This is a genomic window from Legionella lytica (assembly GCF_044626755.1).
Taxonomy (GTDB): domain Bacteria; phylum Pseudomonadota; class Gammaproteobacteria; order Legionellales; family Legionellaceae; genus Legionella; species Legionella lytica_A.
In genome coordinates this window covers 501,771-520,866 of the sequence record NZ_JBGORX010000001.1, presented here as the reverse complement: position 1 = coordinate 520,866, position 19,096 = coordinate 501,771, and the positions used below count along the sequence as shown (strand labels likewise).

Below are 19,096 nucleotides of genomic sequence, written 5' to 3'. Positions count from 1 at the left end.
AACTATTAAAAATTTAAGCAATAGTTATAGCTAAGTATAGAGGAGAAAATATATAAGTCAGTTTTTTATGCAAACGATCCCTGTATTTACGTTAGTATGTCTCTGTTTTTTTAGACCCACAGAGTGCTTTCCATTCTTCAGGTTCAAAGAACTCTTCCGTCCAATAACGAACCACCATAAGCTCTTTAAAAGGTAATAAATCGGATGCACAAGGTTTATTTAACAGATCATCAATTAACAGCCGAGGAATGTCTATTCCGGCAGCAGCAGTTAACGGTAGCGTACCAGGGAAACGAGGATTAATTTCTAATAGCTTAAAATCCCCCCTGGCATCGGCCTTAAATTGCACATTAGCAACATAGGTAATCCCTACCTTTTTAGCAGTATCAATGGCCATCATGGATAATTGAGGGTTAACACAGGTTTGTGCCGCAACCGCGATACCTGAGTCAATTTTCATGCGTAAACGAGGCACAGCAGCTATGGGATGGCCGGTACTGTGTATATAAACATCAACTGAATACTCATCACCAGGAAGCAGTTCTTGAATCAGATAACTACCATCATCAGGTAAGATTTTAAGATCTTCGATACTATTAATGCTCATGGCCCCATTTGAACCAGCACCGCGTCGTGGTTTGGCAAAACAAGGAAATTGCAACTGCGCTACATCAAGCGTCGGTGTAAGTAAATTAAATTCGGGAGTATGGCCTGTGTCACGGCAGTAAGTTAACAAGGAATATTTATCACGACAGCGCTCTAATGCCTCCACGGAACTAAGCGGCATTTTGATGCTATGCTTTGCAAATTGTTTTTCCTGTAAGGCCAAAGGACTCAGCTCACAGTCCACCGTGGGAATAAATAATTCGATTTGATGTTTTTGACATTCTTGAAGCAATACAGATGGGAATTGGGGTGAATTGCCAGGAGGAATAATCAATCTTCGGGTTGGAGGAACTAAATATAATCCCGCCGCACAAGGATCAATATCTGCCATATAAATTTCATGCTCTTGATTCAGGCTTTTCCAAACACTAATGGCTGCCGCGCCACCTGCTCCTGTTAATAAAATTTTCATCATGTTTTCCTTACGCGATGGCGTTATCTTCAGTTTAGCTCATTAATGTTACGACACAACATCAAGCCCAATACACACGCCATCCCGCTGAAAAAATAGTAATGTTATTAAACTCATAATGTTCTACAGCCCCCTCAATCGCCTGATGTTTAAACGTAGGGAAAATCAGACGTCCGTGGTAGCCCCAAAATTTTTGCGTCGTGTTGTATGAAGCCCCAACATTATAAAAAGCTGTGTTTTCAAATTCTTTACTTAAATCAAGGGAATAGGTAGTATTTTGCCCCCCTATTTGTTGATTTCCCCAAAAGCCTGTGGCGCTAATGTTGAAAGGAAGCGGAGTATAGTAAGTCAGACCGGAAAAATAGAGCTGGTTATTCCATGGCGAAGGAAAACCAGCCCAAAAACCCCCAAACCATTGTAAGGAGTTCCACAAGTACACATTTCCTGTACCACCAACACGAGACTCTATCGGTAAATTATTATGTTGTCGGAAATCATAATTGACACCCCAACCATATTCGCCAGGAAGTTGGCGTTGGTAAGCAAGAAAAATACTGTTGTTCGGCAGAATTGTTGGTTCAACAGTCAGGTCTAAATTTAATTGTTGGCTATTGTGAGTAGCAATACCGACAACTCTATCGGTAGCATTAATATCGCTATAGCCATAGAGCACACTGCTGTTTGATTGTTTGTCGAGAACCCGGTATTGGCCTTGATTAAAGCTCGCCATATAACGCGTGGAATTATTTAATTGCTCTAATCCCAACAATGAATCGCTATTTTTGGGGCTAAGTTCTAACGCTCTATTAAAATAAGCCCGTGATTGTTTGAATTTCTTATTAGTCAATTGTAAGCGACCCATTGCATTTAAAGCATCGACATCATTAGGATTTGTGGCCAACAATTGACTGTAAATAAGATTCGCTATGCGAATATGGTATTGTGCTGCTTCAACCCGTGCGATTCCCAATAAGGCAGGCCTGGACTTGGGATTTTTAGCCAACAACTCCTGATATTCAGCTTGAGCCTTTTTTAATTGCAAAGACCATTCATAAGTTAATGCTAATTCCTGCGCAGGTACAGGATCATTACCCGCTGCGGCATCTTTAGCACGTTGAAGCCAGCCTATAGACTCAGAGTAATTCTTTTGGGAACGAGCCAATAAACCATGTAATAAATAGACTTGAGCATCACGATGTCTTAATTGGTCGCAATAATTTAAAATACGTTGCACTTCATTCAAGCGAGGATTTTTGGCATTAAGCAATAATAGTCCAGCCGCCGTATTGCAAGGAGACGATTTTTCCGGGAGTGTTTTTTGCAAGGGCTGACTTGCAACCTTACTTGAGTTAAGTTGCCCTAGACCGATTTTGGCATCGACATTTCCAGGTTCCAGATTCAAGACCTCATTAAAATAATGTTTGGCCTGAACATAATTTTTTCCCATCATGTGAATGCGGGCTAAACCGTTTAATGCATCTACATCTTTAGGATTTTTCTGCAGTAACCCGCTGTAAATACGCTGCGCTGCAGCACTATTTTTTTGCCCTAAATCAATACGCGCTATACCGAGCAAAGCCGGACGTAAATCAGGATGGCTCACTAGGAGCGTCTCATAGATATTCTTAGCTGTTAAGTCAAAATGCGACCATTCATAAGTTACAGCCAATTCCAGTGCTGGCACAGGATTATCTATTGGAGCTGCATTCTTAGCTTTTTTTAACCATTCGATGGCCTGAGGATATCTTTTCTGTACCCGTTCATTTAATCCTTGTAACAAGAGTACTTGCACCTCAGTATTTTTCTCGCGCGCACAATTTAATAGAATTTGTTGGACTAACAATAATTGGGGAGGAGATTGGTTAATTAATTTTAACCCTTGAGCGGGATCACAAATAAAAATAGGTGTTATAGCAGAATCGAGCTTCGCAATTTGTTCATTCAGGACGTTAACCTGCTTCATGCCGATTTGCGCATCGACATTTCCTGGTTGCAGGGTTAAAACCTGATTAAAATAGAGTGCTGCTTCATCATATGCCTTATAAGCCATCATAACCCTCCCCTTACCATTCAACGCATCGGGATCGTTGGGATTTATGCTTAATAGCTTTTTATAAATGTCGAGTGCATCTTCCAACTGATTATTTGCTGTTGCTGTCCGTGCAAAACCCAATAAGGCCGGACGAGAATTAGGATTTGTCGCTAAAACCTGCTCATATATAGGTTGGGCTTTCTCTGGTTGATTCGCCCACTCATAGGTGACCGCCAATTCTAATGCGGGAATATAATTCGTATCTGCCGCAGCTGCTTTCGCTTGCTTCAACCAAGAAATAGCCTCTGTATAAAGGCTATTTTTCATACCCTCTTTTCTAGCGAGCAAGCCGTGCAACAATAAAACCTGAACATCTTTAGGCATACTTTTATCACAAGCTGCGAGTATGGTTTTGATCTGTGGAAAAGGCGAATTTTCTTGATTTAATAAAACGAGCCCCTGATTGGCGTCACAGACTAAGGGGATATTTTCAGCCCTCAATACAAAAGTCTGACCAAGCATAAAGAGCATTAGACTATACTTAGACCATGTCATATTCATGATAATCCATAATATCGGTGTAAAACACAAAAAATAATTAAAATCAAAAGTATTAACACTTCATAATAAAACAAACGCCGTTCTTCTTTTTGATCTGCCGCTAATATCTTTTGAAAATCGTAAGCTACCGCATGTGATTTTTTTCTAGGCTCTACTTTGCCAGTTTTTATGGTTTTATTCCATTTCATTTCGCGATGAAAAAACTGCACCGAATAAGCAGCTAAGGTAATAACACAAAGTAATGGTCCATAACCCACCAATAAAAGTAAAGGGGTGGTGATTTTTTGTGTGACACCCGCCCTATCTAAACGGTAAAGAATCCAGGCACAAAGCATACATAAAGAGATCCAGCTATTAGCCCAAAGCAAAAAATAATGATCATAAATATAGATTAATTCTGCCGAGCCATACTGATGAATAAGCAATGTTGCCTGGGTTGGAAAAACAGCAACGAGCATGTTAACTAAGGAAATTACTCCTGGAAAGATAATACCCTCAAACCAGACTCGTCTTGACGTTTTGGGATCAATACAAAAACTATAAAAAGTAGTAAATAAATAAGCCGCAAAACTGATTAAGGAAAAAATACGGAAGAACTGCCAAGATAATGCGGTATTTAAAAAATAGAGGGCATTAAGTGCTATGGAGGTAGTAATCATGATTAAGGGCATCAAAACTGTACTGAACCAAATCAAACCAAAAAAAATACCGCCAAGACCGCCAGGAGCGCTGGGACGAAACCATATGTTTTTAAACTTTCGAATAATCTGTACGTTCCCCTCCGCCCAGCGAAAGCGTTGCCGCCATAAACTGGTTATATCACCAGGCTCTTCAGCAATGGCAACTGCATTTCCGTCAAAAAGAACTTTATTATTATTCAGTTGGGTTTTAAATGTTGTGTAGGTATCTTCAACGAGAGTTGAGGTATCCACCTTCCCCCCCAACTGCTCAATATTAGCTCGGGTATGCAGTTGTGCTCCTCCCGCCAAACAGGCCATAACACCAAGCACATTCTGAGCACGCCGTGTTGCCGCCTGAGCGACGATGTATTCAAAACCTATGCTACGACTAATAAAGTTTCCTGGATTCTGTCCCTCTTTAATATAAGCGGTCACCGCACTAATCTGCGGATCGGCAAAATGACGAGTCATTCTCAGCAAGGTATTTTTTTCGAACATAACGTCCGCATCAATAATCATAATCGCCTCAGCCCAGGAATCGCTGAGGATGGTTTTTAAACCATGATTAACTACCGCGGCTTTACCAAAATCGATTTTTTCATTACGTCGCACATTAATAACATGCTCCGGGTATTCCAGGCTTTTAGCGGCAAGAATTACCGGCGTCTTATCGGTGCTTACATCATCTACGGCATAAACACGTAAACATTCGTAGGGATAATTCAAACTCATTAAGCTATCGATACTAAAGCCGATCACGTCCTCTTCGTTCCAAACGGGTATAATAATGGCCACTCTGGGTGTGTAATTTTTACATTGAGAGTAATGATTTTTTAATCCGTGAATACCGACTAAGAGAAATTGTAGGAATAAAGTAATGACTGGGACCGCTCCCAGTAAGGCTAAAAAAGACAAAAAGTCAATTAATCCAACCATAGATTAAAATTCATCCGTAAATAATAGCTATTTCATTACTAGCACTAGTGTATCAGGATTATAAAGAAAGAGAACCTGGTTGCATACAACCTAGTTCTCTTAACTACTTCTATTATATTTTAAGGATGAGGAATGGAGTCAATAATATTACCGATATTCCCTGAGACCCCATCGATAGACTTCATCTGATTCAGGACGATAGGAATATAGCTCGATACCCAGTTCACTATAGGCTGTAGTTGGTTACAAATAACTGAGCTTTGGGTATAAGGCTGATAAGGCAAAGAGGTCATTTTTAATACAGCCAATACTAATGACACCATTAAAACTCCTCTTCCAAAACCAAAACACCCTCCCAAAATCTTATCAATACTGCTTAAACCCGAACGGCGAAGCATAAGACCTAGAATAAAATTAATTACCGCGCCCCCCAGCATCACCCCAACCACAATAATCATGAACGCTGCGGCGGTGCGGGCAGTTTGGTTTCCTATAAACTGGGATAACCAAGGAGTTAAACTTTGTGAATAGTTATATCCCGTCCATATAGCAACTATCCATATACCCAAAGCAATTACTTCTTTTATTACCCCACGAAATAATCCGGTTATCGTAGATAATCCAATCAACACTATAAGAATTAAATCTATCCATTGAAATTGCATCGCTAACTGACTCCAGTATTAACCACAAATCCATTTAATTGCATCGCACTTGCCAATTGAGTTTTCAACTTAACTACGTTGTCTCTTATTGGAGAGTGCCCAACGTATACTTTGTAAATGGTCCCATTTCTTCCTGCGATACGTGCATAGCTCGCCTTATATCCTTTACCTTGCAATTTATGTACCAAAGCTTCAGCATTCGCTAATTTTGAAAAAGATGCAAGTTGTACTGCGTAGATATCACGCTTCACAGCCGGCCTTTTAGCAGCTACTTGGGCCACAACCGGTTGGACTAGTATTTTGGACTTAACCACGTCTACTTTACGTTTAATAACTTGTTGTGCAGCTACCTGAACCGGCTTAACTACGCTCACTGATTTAACAGTAGGTTTTTCGACTTTAGCCTGCACGGCTTTAACTTCTCTATGTACTGTAGTTTGTACCGCGTTGTTTAGCGCAAGTTCAATGGGCTTTTCGATTGCTGCCGGGGCGGGTTCTACCTTAGCAACAGGCATACTTGGCTCTTCATCAACCGGAGCTGCCCCATTAAAATCTTCTTTATCCGCTTTTTGAGAAGCCGCCGATTTAATATTTACCTTCGCTATTTTAATCGTTTTGAACATTTGCTCTTCGTCAGTAACGGCAACATTTGGAGCAACAGGTTTAGGGGGTAATTGAACATTAACACTCAGGTTACTATCTAAACGTTGGCTTGATTTTTTCATCATCGCAGGCAAAAAAATTGCTCCTAATGATAAAACCACAGATACACCCACTATGCGATGTTTTAATTTTTCATCCATTACCAGTTTCATCGAACCTCCTAATTAGACTGGACAGCCATTATATGACCCACAGTAAAAAATGACCCATAAACAACAATTAAATCACCTGGTTTTGCTTGATCTAATGCAGTTTTAAAGGCAATAAGTGGCTCATTATAACAAATTTCCACAAAAATTTCTGCATCATTAAAATAAGAAAGCAATAAATTTGCACTAATGGCACGTGTAACATCTAATTGGGCAGGATACCAGTGATCTACATAATCCTTTAACGGTAAAATTAAGCCTAAAATGTCTTTATCTTTTAACGCTGAAAAAACCGCATGAATTTTGTTTTTTTTACCGTAGTTCTGCAACGTCTTAGCTAATAATCTTGCAGACTGCGGATTGTGAGAGACATCATAGAGCACATCAATGCGCCCCTTCTGCAATTGCAAACGACCAGGAATAAAAATACGCGCCATGGCTTGCTGCATATGTTCGTATGATATAGGAAGGCTATCAGCCAATAGAAATGATGCCGTAATTGCAGCAGCAGCTGATTTCAATTGTATTGCCGGTTTCGGTAAATCATTTATTGCTGTGTCACTACAAAAAACTTTCCAGCTATGCTCACTTTCTTCAAATGAAAATTCCTTACCTAGATAAAATGAAGAAACCGGCAATGTTTTTGCCACCTCGACAATACTTGATGGAGGATTTTCGTCAGCATAAATAAAGGGTTTTCCACTACGTAGAATACCTGCTTTTTCATAGCCGATGGCGTCAAGGGTATCACCTAAAAAATCCTGATGATCCAAATCAATAGTAGTAATGATTGAAAGATCAGCATCGATAATATTGGTTGCATCTAAGCGACCACCTAAGCCCACTTCAAGGATAATAATATCCACCTGTTTTTGCTGAAAATACCATAGTGCGGCAAGGGTTATAAATTCAAAATAAGTTAATACAGTATCTTGACGTACAGACTCAATTAAAGTAAATGCCTGACATAAGCTCGCATCATTTATTGGGGTTAAACCAACACGGACGCGTTCATTAAAATAGATCAGATGCGGAGAAGTATAAGCCCCTACTTTATAACCTGCCGTGTGATATATATGTTCTAAGGCGGTTACGGTTGAACCTTTTCCATTGGTTCCTGCAACGGTAATGACTTTGCAATTAGGCTTAAGTAACTGCAATCGCTCGGCAACGATTTGTATTCGAGTTAGACCTAATTGAATTTCGTTGACATTTCGGGTTTCAAGATCAGATAGCCATTCAGCTAGGATCCATTCGTTATCGGGCTTTAGCAAAAAATACTCCTGACGGGAATTTTCAATAGGATAAAGCTCTGGAGCTATTTGCCTACCACTCTAAGCATTGCCGTATTACCGCGAGCAAGCCGCGGTAATACGAGAGTATGCGAGCACTAAACCTTGCGGGACTAAACCATCTGCCTAAGCAAATTAATTTTTGCAAGTCAGCTTAGCTACCAACTCAGAAACAACCGGACGAATTTCTTTTCGTTGAACAATCATATCAATATGACCATGCTCTAAAAGAAACTCACTGCGTTGAAAGCCTTCCGGCAAAGTTTGTCGTACGGTTTGCTCGATTACTCTTGGGCCTGCAAAACCAATTAACGCATTGGGTTCCGCCATAATCACATCCCCCAGACTTGCAAAACTGGCAGAGACACCACCCATAGTAGGATCAGTCAATACCACAATAAAAGGCAGTCCAGTTTCAGCAAATTTTGCCAAAGCAGCTGAGGTTTTCGCCATCTGCATCAAAGAGAATAAACCTTCTTGCATACGCGCACCACCACTGGCAGTGAAACAAATGTAAGGACGGTGCTCTTCTGCAGCGAGAGTAACGGCACGCACAAATTTTTCACCAACAGTAGCTCCCATTGAGCCACCCATAAAGTTAAACTCAAAAGCACTGACCACAACAGGCTGCTGCATTAATGTCCCTTTAACAACAATTAATGCTTCTTTTTCACCCGTAGCTTTTTGAGCTTGAGAAATTCGGTCTTTATACTTTTTGGAGTCTCTAAACTTCAATCGGTCAACGGGTTCTAATGTTGCAGCGATTTCTTCTTGGCCGGCTTCATCGAGAAACTGCCCAATACGAACTCGTGCAGAAATTCTATGGTGAAAGTTACATGACGGGCAGACCATTAGATTCTTGGTCAGTTCGGTACTGTATAGAACCTCGTTACAGCCAGAACACTTAAGCCATAAACCCTCAGGTACCCCTTTTTTCTGCGAGGTATCAGTATTTACTCTTGATGGTAATAATTTTTTTAACCAACTCATAAATTGGACCTATTATTTATAGAATCTTAGTCATAAAAAAAGCAGCCTTTTCCATTATAGGAAAAATCTACTGCTTTTTTCGCTAATATTATACACATAAAAAAATATTCTGAAATCGAATCCTGAGAAACGTTAGGTTCATTACCATAATCCCCTATTAGAGTAAACAGATTATCATTAATATTTTTTGCAAAGACCAAATAAAGCACAACACTGCAACATATTCATTTTATTCATCATTTTTTTTATTTTTTTTAAAAAATTTCCATTTTTTTCCTAAAGTTTTTTACATTGCAGCCGATAAACATTTTGGGAACAGGAAGCTCATATTAAAAATGAATTCTTGATTACTAAACGGAAAGAAAATCCCAAAAGGGATCAAGTCTGAGGAGACTATAAATATGGCTCAAGTTATTAATACCAACGTATCGTCGCTACTAGCACAGCGTAATTTAACAAAAAGCAGTAATGCAATGTCTACAGCAATTGAAAGACTTTCATCTGGCTTAAAAATTAATAGTGCAAAAGATGATGCTGCAGGTCTTGCAATTTCTACATTAATGACCGCTCAAATTAATGGTGTGAATAAAGCAGCTCAAAACTCTAGCGATGCAATTTCTCTTGCGCATATTGCTGAAGGCGGTATGGGTTCAGCTATTGACAACTTACAAAAAATGCGTGAATTGTCTGTACAAGCCGCAAACGGTACTAACAGTTCTGCTGACCGTTTGGCATTACAAGATGAAGTAAGTCAGTTAATTAGCCAGATCAATGATATTGCAAACGACACGCAATTCAACGGTCAAAGCATTATTAACGGAGCTTTCTCAAGTACTACCTTCCAAGTTGGTGCTAACGCAAACCAAACTACTTCTTTTGGAATTGATAGTATTTCAGCCAGTTCTATAGGCTTCCTGGCACAAGCTACTGGTACTAACGTAAGTACAACTACTGCTACTGACATCACTATTGGTATGGCTGGTACTCCAGGAACTAAAACGATTGCTTCTTCTGCCCTTTACGCTACCAGCATTACAGGTCAAGGCGCTGGTTCTGCATTCGCGAAAGCTGCAGCAATCAATGCAGCAAACGTTAATGGTTTATCAGTTACAGCACAAACTTCAGGTACTACGGGTGCTCTAACTTTTGCTGGTGGTGCTTATGCTTTAGACATCAACGGCATAACCATATTTGATGGTGATGATACTGCTTTAACTGCAACTACACTGAATGATTTGATCAACAGCCAATCTTCACAAACTGGCGTGGTTTCTTCATTAGATGCAACGGGTACTATTGTTACTTTAACTGCTGCTGATGGCCGTGATATCACTGTAACTGAAACTGGAGATACTCCATTAACAGCTGCAGGTTCATTTACGTCGGGTACTGCGTTAACCGGCACATTAACAATGACTGGTGACAACGTAATTTACTTAGGTGGTACTATTGCTGACTTAGGATTTACTTCCGGTACAATTATGACTGATACCAGTGGTATTGATACTCTGGACATTAGTACTCAAGCGGGTGCAACAACAGCAATTCAAAGAATTGACTCAGCAATAGCAAAAATTACTGCTAACCGTGCTGCTATGGGTGCTATGGAAAACCGCTTTGAAGCAACTATTGCTAACCTGGAAAACATTTCTGATAACACTCAAGCTGCTCGTAGCCGTATCCAAGATACTGACTATGCAGCTGAAATGGCAAATTTAACTAAGAACCAAATCCTGCAACAAGCTGGAACTGCAATGTTGGCACAAGCAAACAGCATGCCACAATCTGTTCTTTCACTATTAGGCTAATTGTAGGTATTTTAAATCGAAGTACAGGCTACTGTACTTCGATTTTTATTATTGCCCTAACAGCTAATAACTCTGTTGCTCTATGGGAATAGGAATAATAAATGACAATTGAATCAATCCCCCCAACAAATAAAATATTACAAGCAGACTTAGTAAAGCTTAATGATAAAAATCTTAAACCAATGACTAAAAGTGCTACCTCTACAGAAAATTTAGATACTGATGTCAAGCAAACGATTGATGAGGTAACTGGCTTATTACAAAGCATAGTAACAACAAAAATATCAGATAAAGTATTGCGTAAGCTTCCATCAGATGAATACTTGCATTTGTTAAGTTTACTTGATGAAATAGTTCAGGGATCCGTCAATAAACGCGTTTAAAATGAATGTTCTGCATTTGAATAAATAACCAAAATAAGAATAATAATAAGGGAAATTATGGGCTTATCATCACCTGGAATAGGATCGGGACTCGATATTAGAGGCATGGTCGATGCAATGGTTAAAGCGGACGTAGCTAGTGCACAAGCCCGTCATGATAAAAAATTAACTTCTGCCAATGCAGAGATTTCCGCTATTGGACAAGTTAAAAGTATCTTAGCCAATTTGAAAAATACATTAAATAATTTATCCAATATGAGCCAAATCAATAAAATGAAAAGCTCAATTAGCGATGCTAAATATTTTGATGCAACAATTACGACTCAAGCTCAACCCGGGACCTACCAAGTTCAAGTGCAATCCCTAGCCCAATCCCAAAGCCTTTCCAGCGCTTACTTCGCAAACAGCACTACCTCTTTAGGAGGCGGTACGATTACTTTTAATTTCGGTACCTATAGCAGTGATCTGAGCACCTTTACTGCAAACGCAGAGGTAAATCCCTTAACGATTACCATTACACCAGGAGGTGATAGTCTCCGGGCAGTTTGTGATGCAATCAATACAGCAGATGCTGGAGTAAGCGCCTGCATTATACAAGATAGCTTAGGGGCTCGATTAAGTCTTACCTCCTCTGAAACAGGAGAGAACTATGCGATGCAAATTACTAGTGATATCTCAGCATTGAATTATGACCCAACCACAAGTACTACATCACTAACACAAAATTTAGCAGCACAGAATAGTATGGTGCTCATTAATGGCATGGCAATAAATCAAAGTACGAATCAGCTTAAAGATGTGCTTTCAGGAATTACCCTTAACTTAAAAGATGTTACCGCTGGTTCAAACATTAGCTTAACCGTTTCAAACAACCAGGAACATCTAACAACATGCATTAACGACTTCATTAAAAAATATAACGAATGCATGACGCTACTAAGTAACGCAATTGGATATGACGCAGAGACACAAACCAGTGGATTTTTCCAGGGTGACTCCCAAATCAAAGGTTTAAAGCAAAACATGCAACACCTTATAAGCAGTTTTACTGCACCAAGTGGTAGTCCTTTTCAATCACTTGCAGACATCGGAATTACCACCAAAAAAGGTGGGGCGTTAGAGTTAGATCCAGATACGTTCAAAACAGCCCTCAACGAACACTTTGAAGCCGTCGGCGCTTTATTTGCAAAATCCATCACGGCAACAGATCCCAATATTCAAATTAACTCGATGGATACAAAAGTTGCTGCGGGAAGTTATGATGTTTTTTTAACTGATTTTGTTCCTGGCGCGAGTTTATCAGGGCGTATTGGTGATCTTCCCGGAATATCTACTGATGGTGTTACCCTGACAGGAGCTGGGAAATTTAATACTTTATCAATTAACGTACTTGCCGGTGGTACGGGTGATCGTGGTCAAATCATTGTCAATGATGGGGTTGCAGTCCTACTAGATAAGATGCTTGAAGGTTATGTCGGTGATAAAGGCGAGTTTGAAGAACGAACGGATTCGTTAAATAAAGACGTAACTCAGTTAAATAAACAGCAAAAACAAATTGATGATAAAAGTAAAATGCTGGAGCAGAAATATCTAAAACGATGGAATGCTGTTGACCTGCTTATTTCAAAACTACAAGATACGAGTGGAATGTTAAGTCAGGTTCTGGCTAATTTACCCAAACTAAAAGTTAAAGATTAAACTTACAAAATAGTTGGCTAGCGTTTAGTTACGCAGGCCAACTGATACATGGACTTAAAAGGTATCAATTCATGAAAAATCCATATAAAAAAGCAGCAGATCAATATAAATCTATTGAGTTAAAAACTCGAGTCGAAGCAGCAGATCCTCATGAGTTAATTAACTTACTCCTACAAGGTGCACGCAATCATATTGCGGCAGCGCAAGGAAGTATGGAACGCAAACAAATCCGAGAAAAAGGCGAGCACATAGGCAAAGCATTGGGTATTGTTGCCGGTTTAAAAACCTGTCTCAATCAGCAAGAAGGTGGTGAAATAGCTGCTAACCTACTTCAAATTTATGAACATATAGAAATATTACTGTTAAAAGCGAACTTACATAATGATGAAGAATTATTAGCTAAATCATGCGAGTTATTGCGTGAGATCCATGAGGCTTGGAAAGAAATTTCTCCCAAAGCATCAGACACGACAGATACAACAAATTAAGCGTACCCAAAATGTAGTCTATGGTTATAACACCCGTATTACGACTTCGCCTAATACGGGCTACACAACAAAATTAATTGCAAAATTTTTTAAAGTTATTCAGCAACATGCCGCTAAAGATCACATAAGCCCCCAAAATTGAGATCATGCCATGAAACTTATGATATCAATGTTGATCTCAGCATTCTTTATGCTGATTAGCTCACTTGCCACAGCGGCTACCACTCGTTATGGAGAAAGCTTATGTAGCTCACCAGATTACCTCTGCATTAAAATTAAAAATGGGGAAAGCTGGGATGAGCTCTTTCCTAATGCCGAAGAACGCGATATGGTGCGTCGCATTAATCGCATGAACATATCCTTACGTGCCGGCATGACCATTGCAGTCCCCAAAAACATCGATCGTTTAACAATTTATGATGTATCCCCCTTCCCTCGTTATATAGAATCCACAGGTGAAAAAACGATTTACGTTAGTCAAAAAAAACTAGCCTGGGGAGCCTATGATGTAGATGGGGAGCTTCTTTGGTGGGGACCTATTTCATCAGGAATTAGCAAATGTCCCGGGGTACGGGGTGGATGTACTACACCAACAGGTTCATTTCGTATTATTCGCAAACAAGATATAGAGTGTGTGTCTACGGTATTTCCACAAAGATCTTATGGTGAAAGTGGTGGTGCTTTAATGCCTTATTGCATGCACTTTTTCCGTGGTTATGCATTACATGGCAGCGATGATGTTCCAGGCTTTAGAGCAAGCCACGGGTGTGTACGCATGTTTACGGAAGATGCTCGCTGGCTTAATGAGGAATTTATAGATTTACCTGGTGGCGGTATGCAAGGAACCAGAGTAGTTATTGATGCGCCAAACGACCCCAATGAGAAATAACGTCTTTGACTGAGTAAAATCGAGCGCAGAAAATCCGTTCACTCTGGCCAAAATAGTAGAAATATCAACAAGCCATAGTCAGGCTGATATTTTATTTGATGTATTTGATACTAATGTGTTATTTTTAGCGGTTGGCTTTTGAGTGAACGAATCTGGAGAATAAAACACTAATGGCACATTACAATACACAATCGCTAGAGAACTCTGGCAAAGGGTCCATTATGTCATGGATCGTATGGGGATTAGCTTGCCTATTCTATTTTTATGAATGCCTTCTTCAAGTATCTCCAAGTGTGATGAGTAATGAGTTAATGCGGGATTTTGCTGTTACTGGGCAAACGCTAGGTATTTTATCAGGGGTTTATTTCTATTCTTATGCAGCAATGCAGCTTCCTGGTGGCGTGTTAATGGATTATTTTGGCCCACATCGCCTTTTAACACTAGCAACCGTAGTTTGTGCTGTAAGTACCATTGCTTTTGGTATGACTGATAACTTTTTCATGGCCTGCATTGCCCGATTAATGATTGGTTTTGGTTCGGCCTTTGCAGCAGTAGGAACCATGAAATTAGCAGCAAACTGGTTCCCTGCCCATCGCTTTGCATTATTAACCGGTCTGATGGTTACCCTTGGAATGCTTGGTGCCATTGGTGGTGAAACGCCATTAGCACTGCTTATTGAAGCATTCGGCTGGCGTAAAAGTATGATGATTATGGGCTACATCGGTCTTGGTCTCGCTGTATTGATTTTTATTATCGCTAAAGATGCCCCGAAAAACTCTCATCCCCCAGTCCATCATCACCCCCAAGAGGAAGAAGAGCATTTAATACCCAGTTTAATTGCCTTAATGAAAAATAAACAAATCTGGTTAGTCGCTTGTTACGGGGGGCTAATGTATATGGCAACTCCCGTATTTTGCGGACTTTGGGGTGTTCCATTTCTTATGACAAAAATGGCCATTACTAAAGAAATAGCTGCTAATTACATTTCCTTAGTATTTGTTGGCTGGGCTATTGCCAGTCCATTGTGGGGGATATTTTCCAACCGTATTGGTCTACGTAAACCGCCAATGTATATAGGTTGTGTTGGCGCCCTATTCTGCTCATTATTCTTTATCTTTGCTCCGATTGGTTCCTCATTCTTAATGCAATTTTTCTTGTTTTCCTTTGGTATATTTTCTGCAGGCTTTTTACCCGCGTTTACCGTAGTTAAAGAATTATGTAATAAAAAATATGTTGCTACCGGTTTAAGTTTTATGAACATGATGAATATGATAGGTATTGCTCTAGCTCAACCCCTTATCGGTTATATTCTTGATAAATTATGGACCGGTGAATTGAATGGAACGGTCAGAGTCTATCCTATGGAAGCTTATCACACTGGATTAGCTATTCTTCCATTAGGTATGTTCATTGCGTTACTTATTTTGCCCAAAATTAAAGAAACTTATTGCCAAAGCGTGAATTAAGAACATCATAAGCCCCCTTTAAAGTTGTGCTTAGCCCATAACGCATGAATTAGCGCGGCGTTCCACTAGGGCATCCTTCAAATTTTGACTAAAACTCGAATTACCGTGGCCACGCCACGTTAATTCGGGAGTAATGATGCACGTCATAATCCATGAAGTTATTCACAAAAATAGCATTTTGAAGTTTCTTGGGTATAATACACACAAATTGTGATCTCAATGTAGGTTTAATCAGCACGTACCAAACTTGCATTACATTTAAAGTAGATTTTACTATGGCTAAAAAACTGTATATTAAAACAAATGGCTGCCAAATGAATGAATATGATTCAACAAAAATGGCAGAAGTATTGCGCGAATCTCACGGGCTGGAGAAAACAGATCAAGTCGAAGAAGCAGATGTAATATTACTTAATACCTGCTCTATTCGTGAAAAAGCCCAAGAGAAAGTATTCTCTCAATTAGGACAATGGCGTGATTATAAAGCCAAAAATCCACACGTAGTGATTGGGGTTGGGGGTTGTGTTGCTAGCCAAGAAGGCTCAGATATTGTTAAAAGAGCCCCTTTTGTAGACCTCGTTTTTGGCCCACAAACATTACATCGCCTTCCCGCCATGTTGAATGAGCGTATTGAGAAGAAAAAGCCTGTTGTTGATATTAGCTTCCCGGAAATTGAAAAATTTGACCATTTACCGGCGCCAAGAGCTGAAGGACCAACTGCCTTCGTATCCATTATGGAGGGATGCAGCAAATACTGCAGTTTCTGTGTAGTTCCCTATACCCGTGGTGAAGAAATCAGCCGTCCTTTTGATGATGTATTGGCTGAGTGCTATCATTTAGCAACCCAAGGAGTAAGAGAAATCAACTTACTTGGACAAAACGTAAATGACTATCGCGGAAAAATGGAGAATGGTGAGATTGCTGATTTAGCACTTCTAATCCATTATGTTGCTGCAATTGATGGAATTGGCAGAATTCGTTTCACCACCTCTCATCCATTAGCGTTTTCGGATAACTTAATTAATGCCTATGCCGAAGTTCCTGAATTGGCAAATCATTTACATTTACCAATACAAAGCGGCTCTGATCGCATCTTAGGTCTTATGAAGCGAGGCTATACCGCTTTAGAATTCAAATCAAAAATCAGAAAATTACGTAAAATACGTCCTGACATTCGCCTGTCTACTGACATTATCGTTGGTTTCCCCGGAGAAACAGATAAAGACTTCCAAGCAACTATGGATCTAGTGCATGAAATCGGTTTTGATATCTCCTTTAGCTTTATTTACAGCCCAAGACCAGGAACACCCGCAGCTAATTTAGCTGATGACACCCCAATGGATGTCAAAAAACAACGACTTCAAATTCTACAAAACCGATTGCTACTCCAATCATCGCGTTACAGCCAGTCAATGATTGATAGCACGCAAAGAATATTGGTTACTGGACATGCGAAAAGAGACAACCAACAACTTTCTGGGCGTACTGAATGCAATCGTGTAGTCAATTTTGATGGTCCAGCTCATTTAATTGGTCAATTTGTGGATATTCATATTAATGAGGCATTACCAAACTCATTACGTGGACGTCTTGTTGAAGTTGAGGCTCATACATCCTAATGATAGAACATATTCAAAAACAACTAACAGTTCCCCGCGAGCACCATAATCAGCGCATAGACAGTGTGCTCGCACATATGCTCCCTGAATATTCCCGCTCACTTATCAGTAACTGGATAAAAAGCGGTGCCGTCACCATGAATCAAAAGCCCTGCAAACCGAAGGATAAGGCTTTGGATGGTGACCTCATTGAAATTAATGTAGATCTTAATGTAGTTGATACCAGTTTTGAGTCTTGTGCTCCTGAAGCAATACCATTAAATATCGTTTTTGAAGATGATGAGTTATTGGTCTTGAATAAACCTACCGATATGGTGGTACACCCTGGAGCGGGAAATCGAGAGCATACCTTGGTTAATGCCTTATTACACCATGCCCCCTCTCAGCATCATTTGCCCAGAGCTGGAATTATTCACCGCCTGGATAAAGATACTACGGGTTTATTAGTTGTAGCCAAGAGCTTAACTGCCCATACCTCCCTAATAAGGCAAATGCAAGCGCGAGAAATTCAACGTCACTACATAACCTTAGTGCAAGGTCATCTGATTTCAGGGGGAACCATTGAGACAGGTTTTGGGCGTCACCCTCGTAACCGATTGAAAATGGCCGTGCAAGAACATGGGCGTGAGGCAATCACTCATTATTCAATCAACAAACAATATCAAGACTTTACCCTACTGGATGTTAAATTAATGACTGGACGCACACATCAAATTCGCGTTCACTTAGCACATCTTAACCATCCGGTGGTTGGCGATCAGCTTTATGGTGGCCGTATGAAAGTCCCGGCACAAGCCTCAACCGAGCTACGCACACTCATTCAGGACTTTAAAAGACAAGCCCTACACGCATGTAGCCTTTCTTTTTTCCATCCCAAAACGGACGAGGAGTTGACATTTACCGCTCCTTTACCTGATGATTTTCAATATCTTCTTAACACATTGGACGCGCATTATGAAGACTAATTTAGCCTGTTGGCCAGCGCCTAAAAATATCACCGCACTGAGCACAACACGTTTGTCAGGATATAGTTTACCCCCGTATAACTCCAATAATTTGGGACTAGGAATTGGAGATGATGATCAGCATGTTTTGCAAAACCGCCAGCAACTGGTTGAGTTACTGCATTTACCTGGTGAACCTCAATGGTTACGCCAGACGCACAGTACTCGTTGTGTGTTGGTGGAAGAAGATGCACATCGAGAGGCAGATGCTTCCGTTACCCGCTCAAGTAAACATCCGCTCGTGATTCTTACCGCAGATTGTTTACCCATTACTCTATGCAATGTACAAGGCAATGAAATTGCCGCCATTCATGCAGGTTGGAAAGGTTTAGTCAATGGCATCGTAGAAAATACACTTGCCAAAATGCACAGCAAAGCCTCCGATCTGCTCGCATGGATAGGACCCGCAATTTGCCAAAAATGTTATGAAGTGGGCGATGAAGTATTTGAAACCTTCACCACGAAGTATCCTTTTAGCAAAGAAGCATTTAAACCAGTCAACTCAAAATGGCTGGCTAATTTGCCGAAAATTGCGGAATTGGTGCTGAACTCTCAAGGCATAAATGCGGTATATCAGTCCGAATTATGTACTTTTGAGTCAGAAAGTGAGTTGTTTTCCTATCGCAAAACCTCTCAAACAGGTAGAATAGGCACCTTAATCTGGTTTAATAATCAACCTCAACCTCAGGACTAAA

At 40.1% G+C, this 19,096-nt stretch carries 16 protein-coding genes; 9 read left to right on the top strand and 7 right to left on the bottom strand.

Translation table 11 applies throughout. The features are described from left to right. Positions 1-91 precede the first annotated feature (91 nt). The 7 genes from ACD661_RS02160 to accD all read right to left on the bottom strand — a co-directional run bounded on the left by ACD661_RS02160 (position 92) and on the right by accD (position 9,046). On the bottom strand, positions 92-1,081 hold the full coding sequence (locus tag ACD661_RS02160) for an ATP-grasp domain-containing protein (RefSeq protein WP_400185975.1): 990 nt from the start codon (positions 1,079-1,081) through the stop codon (positions 92-94). A gap of 58 nt (positions 1,082-1,139) precedes the next feature. Next, positions 1,140-3,665, bottom strand: a complete 2,526-nt coding sequence (locus tag ACD661_RS02155; RefSeq protein WP_400185974.1) for a tetratricopeptide repeat protein — start codon at positions 3,663-3,665, stop codon at positions 1,140-1,142. A gap of 2 nt (positions 3,666-3,667) precedes the next feature. Beyond that, positions 3,668-5,287: a glycosyltransferase family 2 protein gene (locus tag ACD661_RS02150; protein ID WP_400185972.1), complete on the bottom strand. Its 1,620-nt coding sequence runs from the start codon at positions 5,285-5,287 to the stop codon at positions 3,668-3,670. Positions 5,288-5,406: 119 nt separating this feature from the next. Continuing rightward, positions 5,407-5,952 carry a CvpA family protein gene (locus ACD661_RS02145; RefSeq protein ID WP_400185970.1) on the bottom strand — a complete coding sequence of 182 codons (546 nt, stop codon included), beginning with the start codon at positions 5,950-5,952 and terminating at the stop codon, positions 5,407-5,409. A gap of 2 nt (positions 5,953-5,954) precedes the next feature. Then, positions 5,955-6,767 (bottom strand): SPOR domain-containing protein, encoded by an 813-nt coding sequence (locus ACD661_RS02140; protein ID WP_400185968.1) that lies wholly within the window; start codon positions 6,765-6,767, stop codon positions 5,955-5,957. 8 nt (positions 6,768-6,775) lie between these two features. After that, positions 6,776-8,038 carry a bifunctional tetrahydrofolate synthase/dihydrofolate synthase gene (gene folC / locus ACD661_RS02135; protein WP_400185967.1) on the bottom strand — a complete coding sequence of 421 codons (1,263 nt, stop codon included), beginning with the start codon at positions 8,036-8,038 and terminating at the stop codon, positions 6,776-6,778. A 153-nt stretch (positions 8,039-8,191) separates the two neighbouring features. Beyond that, positions 8,192-9,046, bottom strand: a complete 855-nt coding sequence (gene accD, locus ACD661_RS02130) for an acetyl-CoA carboxylase, carboxyltransferase subunit beta (protein ID WP_400185965.1) — start codon at positions 9,044-9,046, stop codon at positions 8,192-8,194. A 401-nt stretch (positions 9,047-9,447) separates the two neighbouring features. Here accD and ACD661_RS02125 point away from each other — a divergent pair, with 401 nt between their 5' ends. From ACD661_RS02125 to pgeF, 9 genes are all read left to right on the top strand, one after another. Further along, on the top strand, positions 9,448-10,854 hold the full coding sequence (locus ACD661_RS02125) for a flagellin N-terminal helical domain-containing protein (RefSeq protein WP_400185963.1): 1,407 nt from the start codon (positions 9,448-9,450) through the stop codon (positions 10,852-10,854). 101 nt (positions 10,855-10,955) lie between these two features. Continuing rightward, positions 10,956-11,237: a hypothetical protein gene (locus tag ACD661_RS02120; RefSeq protein ID WP_400185962.1), complete on the top strand. Its 282-nt coding sequence runs from the start codon at positions 10,956-10,958 to the stop codon at positions 11,235-11,237. A 57-nt stretch (positions 11,238-11,294) separates the two neighbouring features. Continuing rightward, positions 11,295-12,935 (top strand): flagellar filament capping protein FliD, encoded by a 1,641-nt coding sequence (gene fliD / locus ACD661_RS02115; RefSeq protein ID WP_400185961.1) that lies wholly within the window; start codon positions 11,295-11,297, stop codon positions 12,933-12,935. Positions 12,936-13,006: 71 nt separating this feature from the next. Next, on the top strand, positions 13,007-13,423 hold the full coding sequence (gene fliS, locus ACD661_RS02110) for a flagellar export chaperone FliS (protein ID WP_400185960.1): 417 nt from the start codon (positions 13,007-13,009) through the stop codon (positions 13,421-13,423). Between the two features lie 160 nt (positions 13,424-13,583). Then, a complete protein-coding gene (locus ACD661_RS02105; RefSeq protein WP_400187206.1) occupies positions 13,584-14,312 on the top strand; it encodes a L,D-transpeptidase in 729 nt (242 codons plus the stop codon). Between the two features lie 170 nt (positions 14,313-14,482). Continuing rightward, positions 14,483-15,778, top strand: coding sequence for an MFS transporter (locus tag ACD661_RS02100; protein ID WP_400185958.1), 1,296 nt, complete (start codon positions 14,483-14,485; stop codon positions 15,776-15,778). Positions 15,779-16,053: 275 nt separating this feature from the next. Next, positions 16,054-17,397 (top strand): tRNA (N6-isopentenyl adenosine(37)-C2)-methylthiotransferase MiaB, encoded by a 1,344-nt coding sequence (gene miaB, locus ACD661_RS02095; protein ID WP_400185956.1) that lies wholly within the window; start codon positions 16,054-16,056, stop codon positions 17,395-17,397. After that, a complete protein-coding gene (gene rluD, locus ACD661_RS02090) occupies positions 17,397-18,362 on the top strand; it encodes a 23S rRNA pseudouridine(1911/1915/1917) synthase RluD (RefSeq protein WP_400185955.1) in 966 nt (321 codons plus the stop codon). The genes miaB and rluD overlap by 1 nt, the downstream gene beginning before the upstream one ends. Next, a complete protein-coding gene (gene pgeF / locus ACD661_RS02085) occupies positions 18,352-19,095 on the top strand; it encodes a peptidoglycan editing factor PgeF (protein WP_400185953.1) in 744 nt (247 codons plus the stop codon). The genes rluD and pgeF overlap by 11 nt, the downstream gene beginning before the upstream one ends. Position 19,096 lies beyond the last annotated feature (1 nt).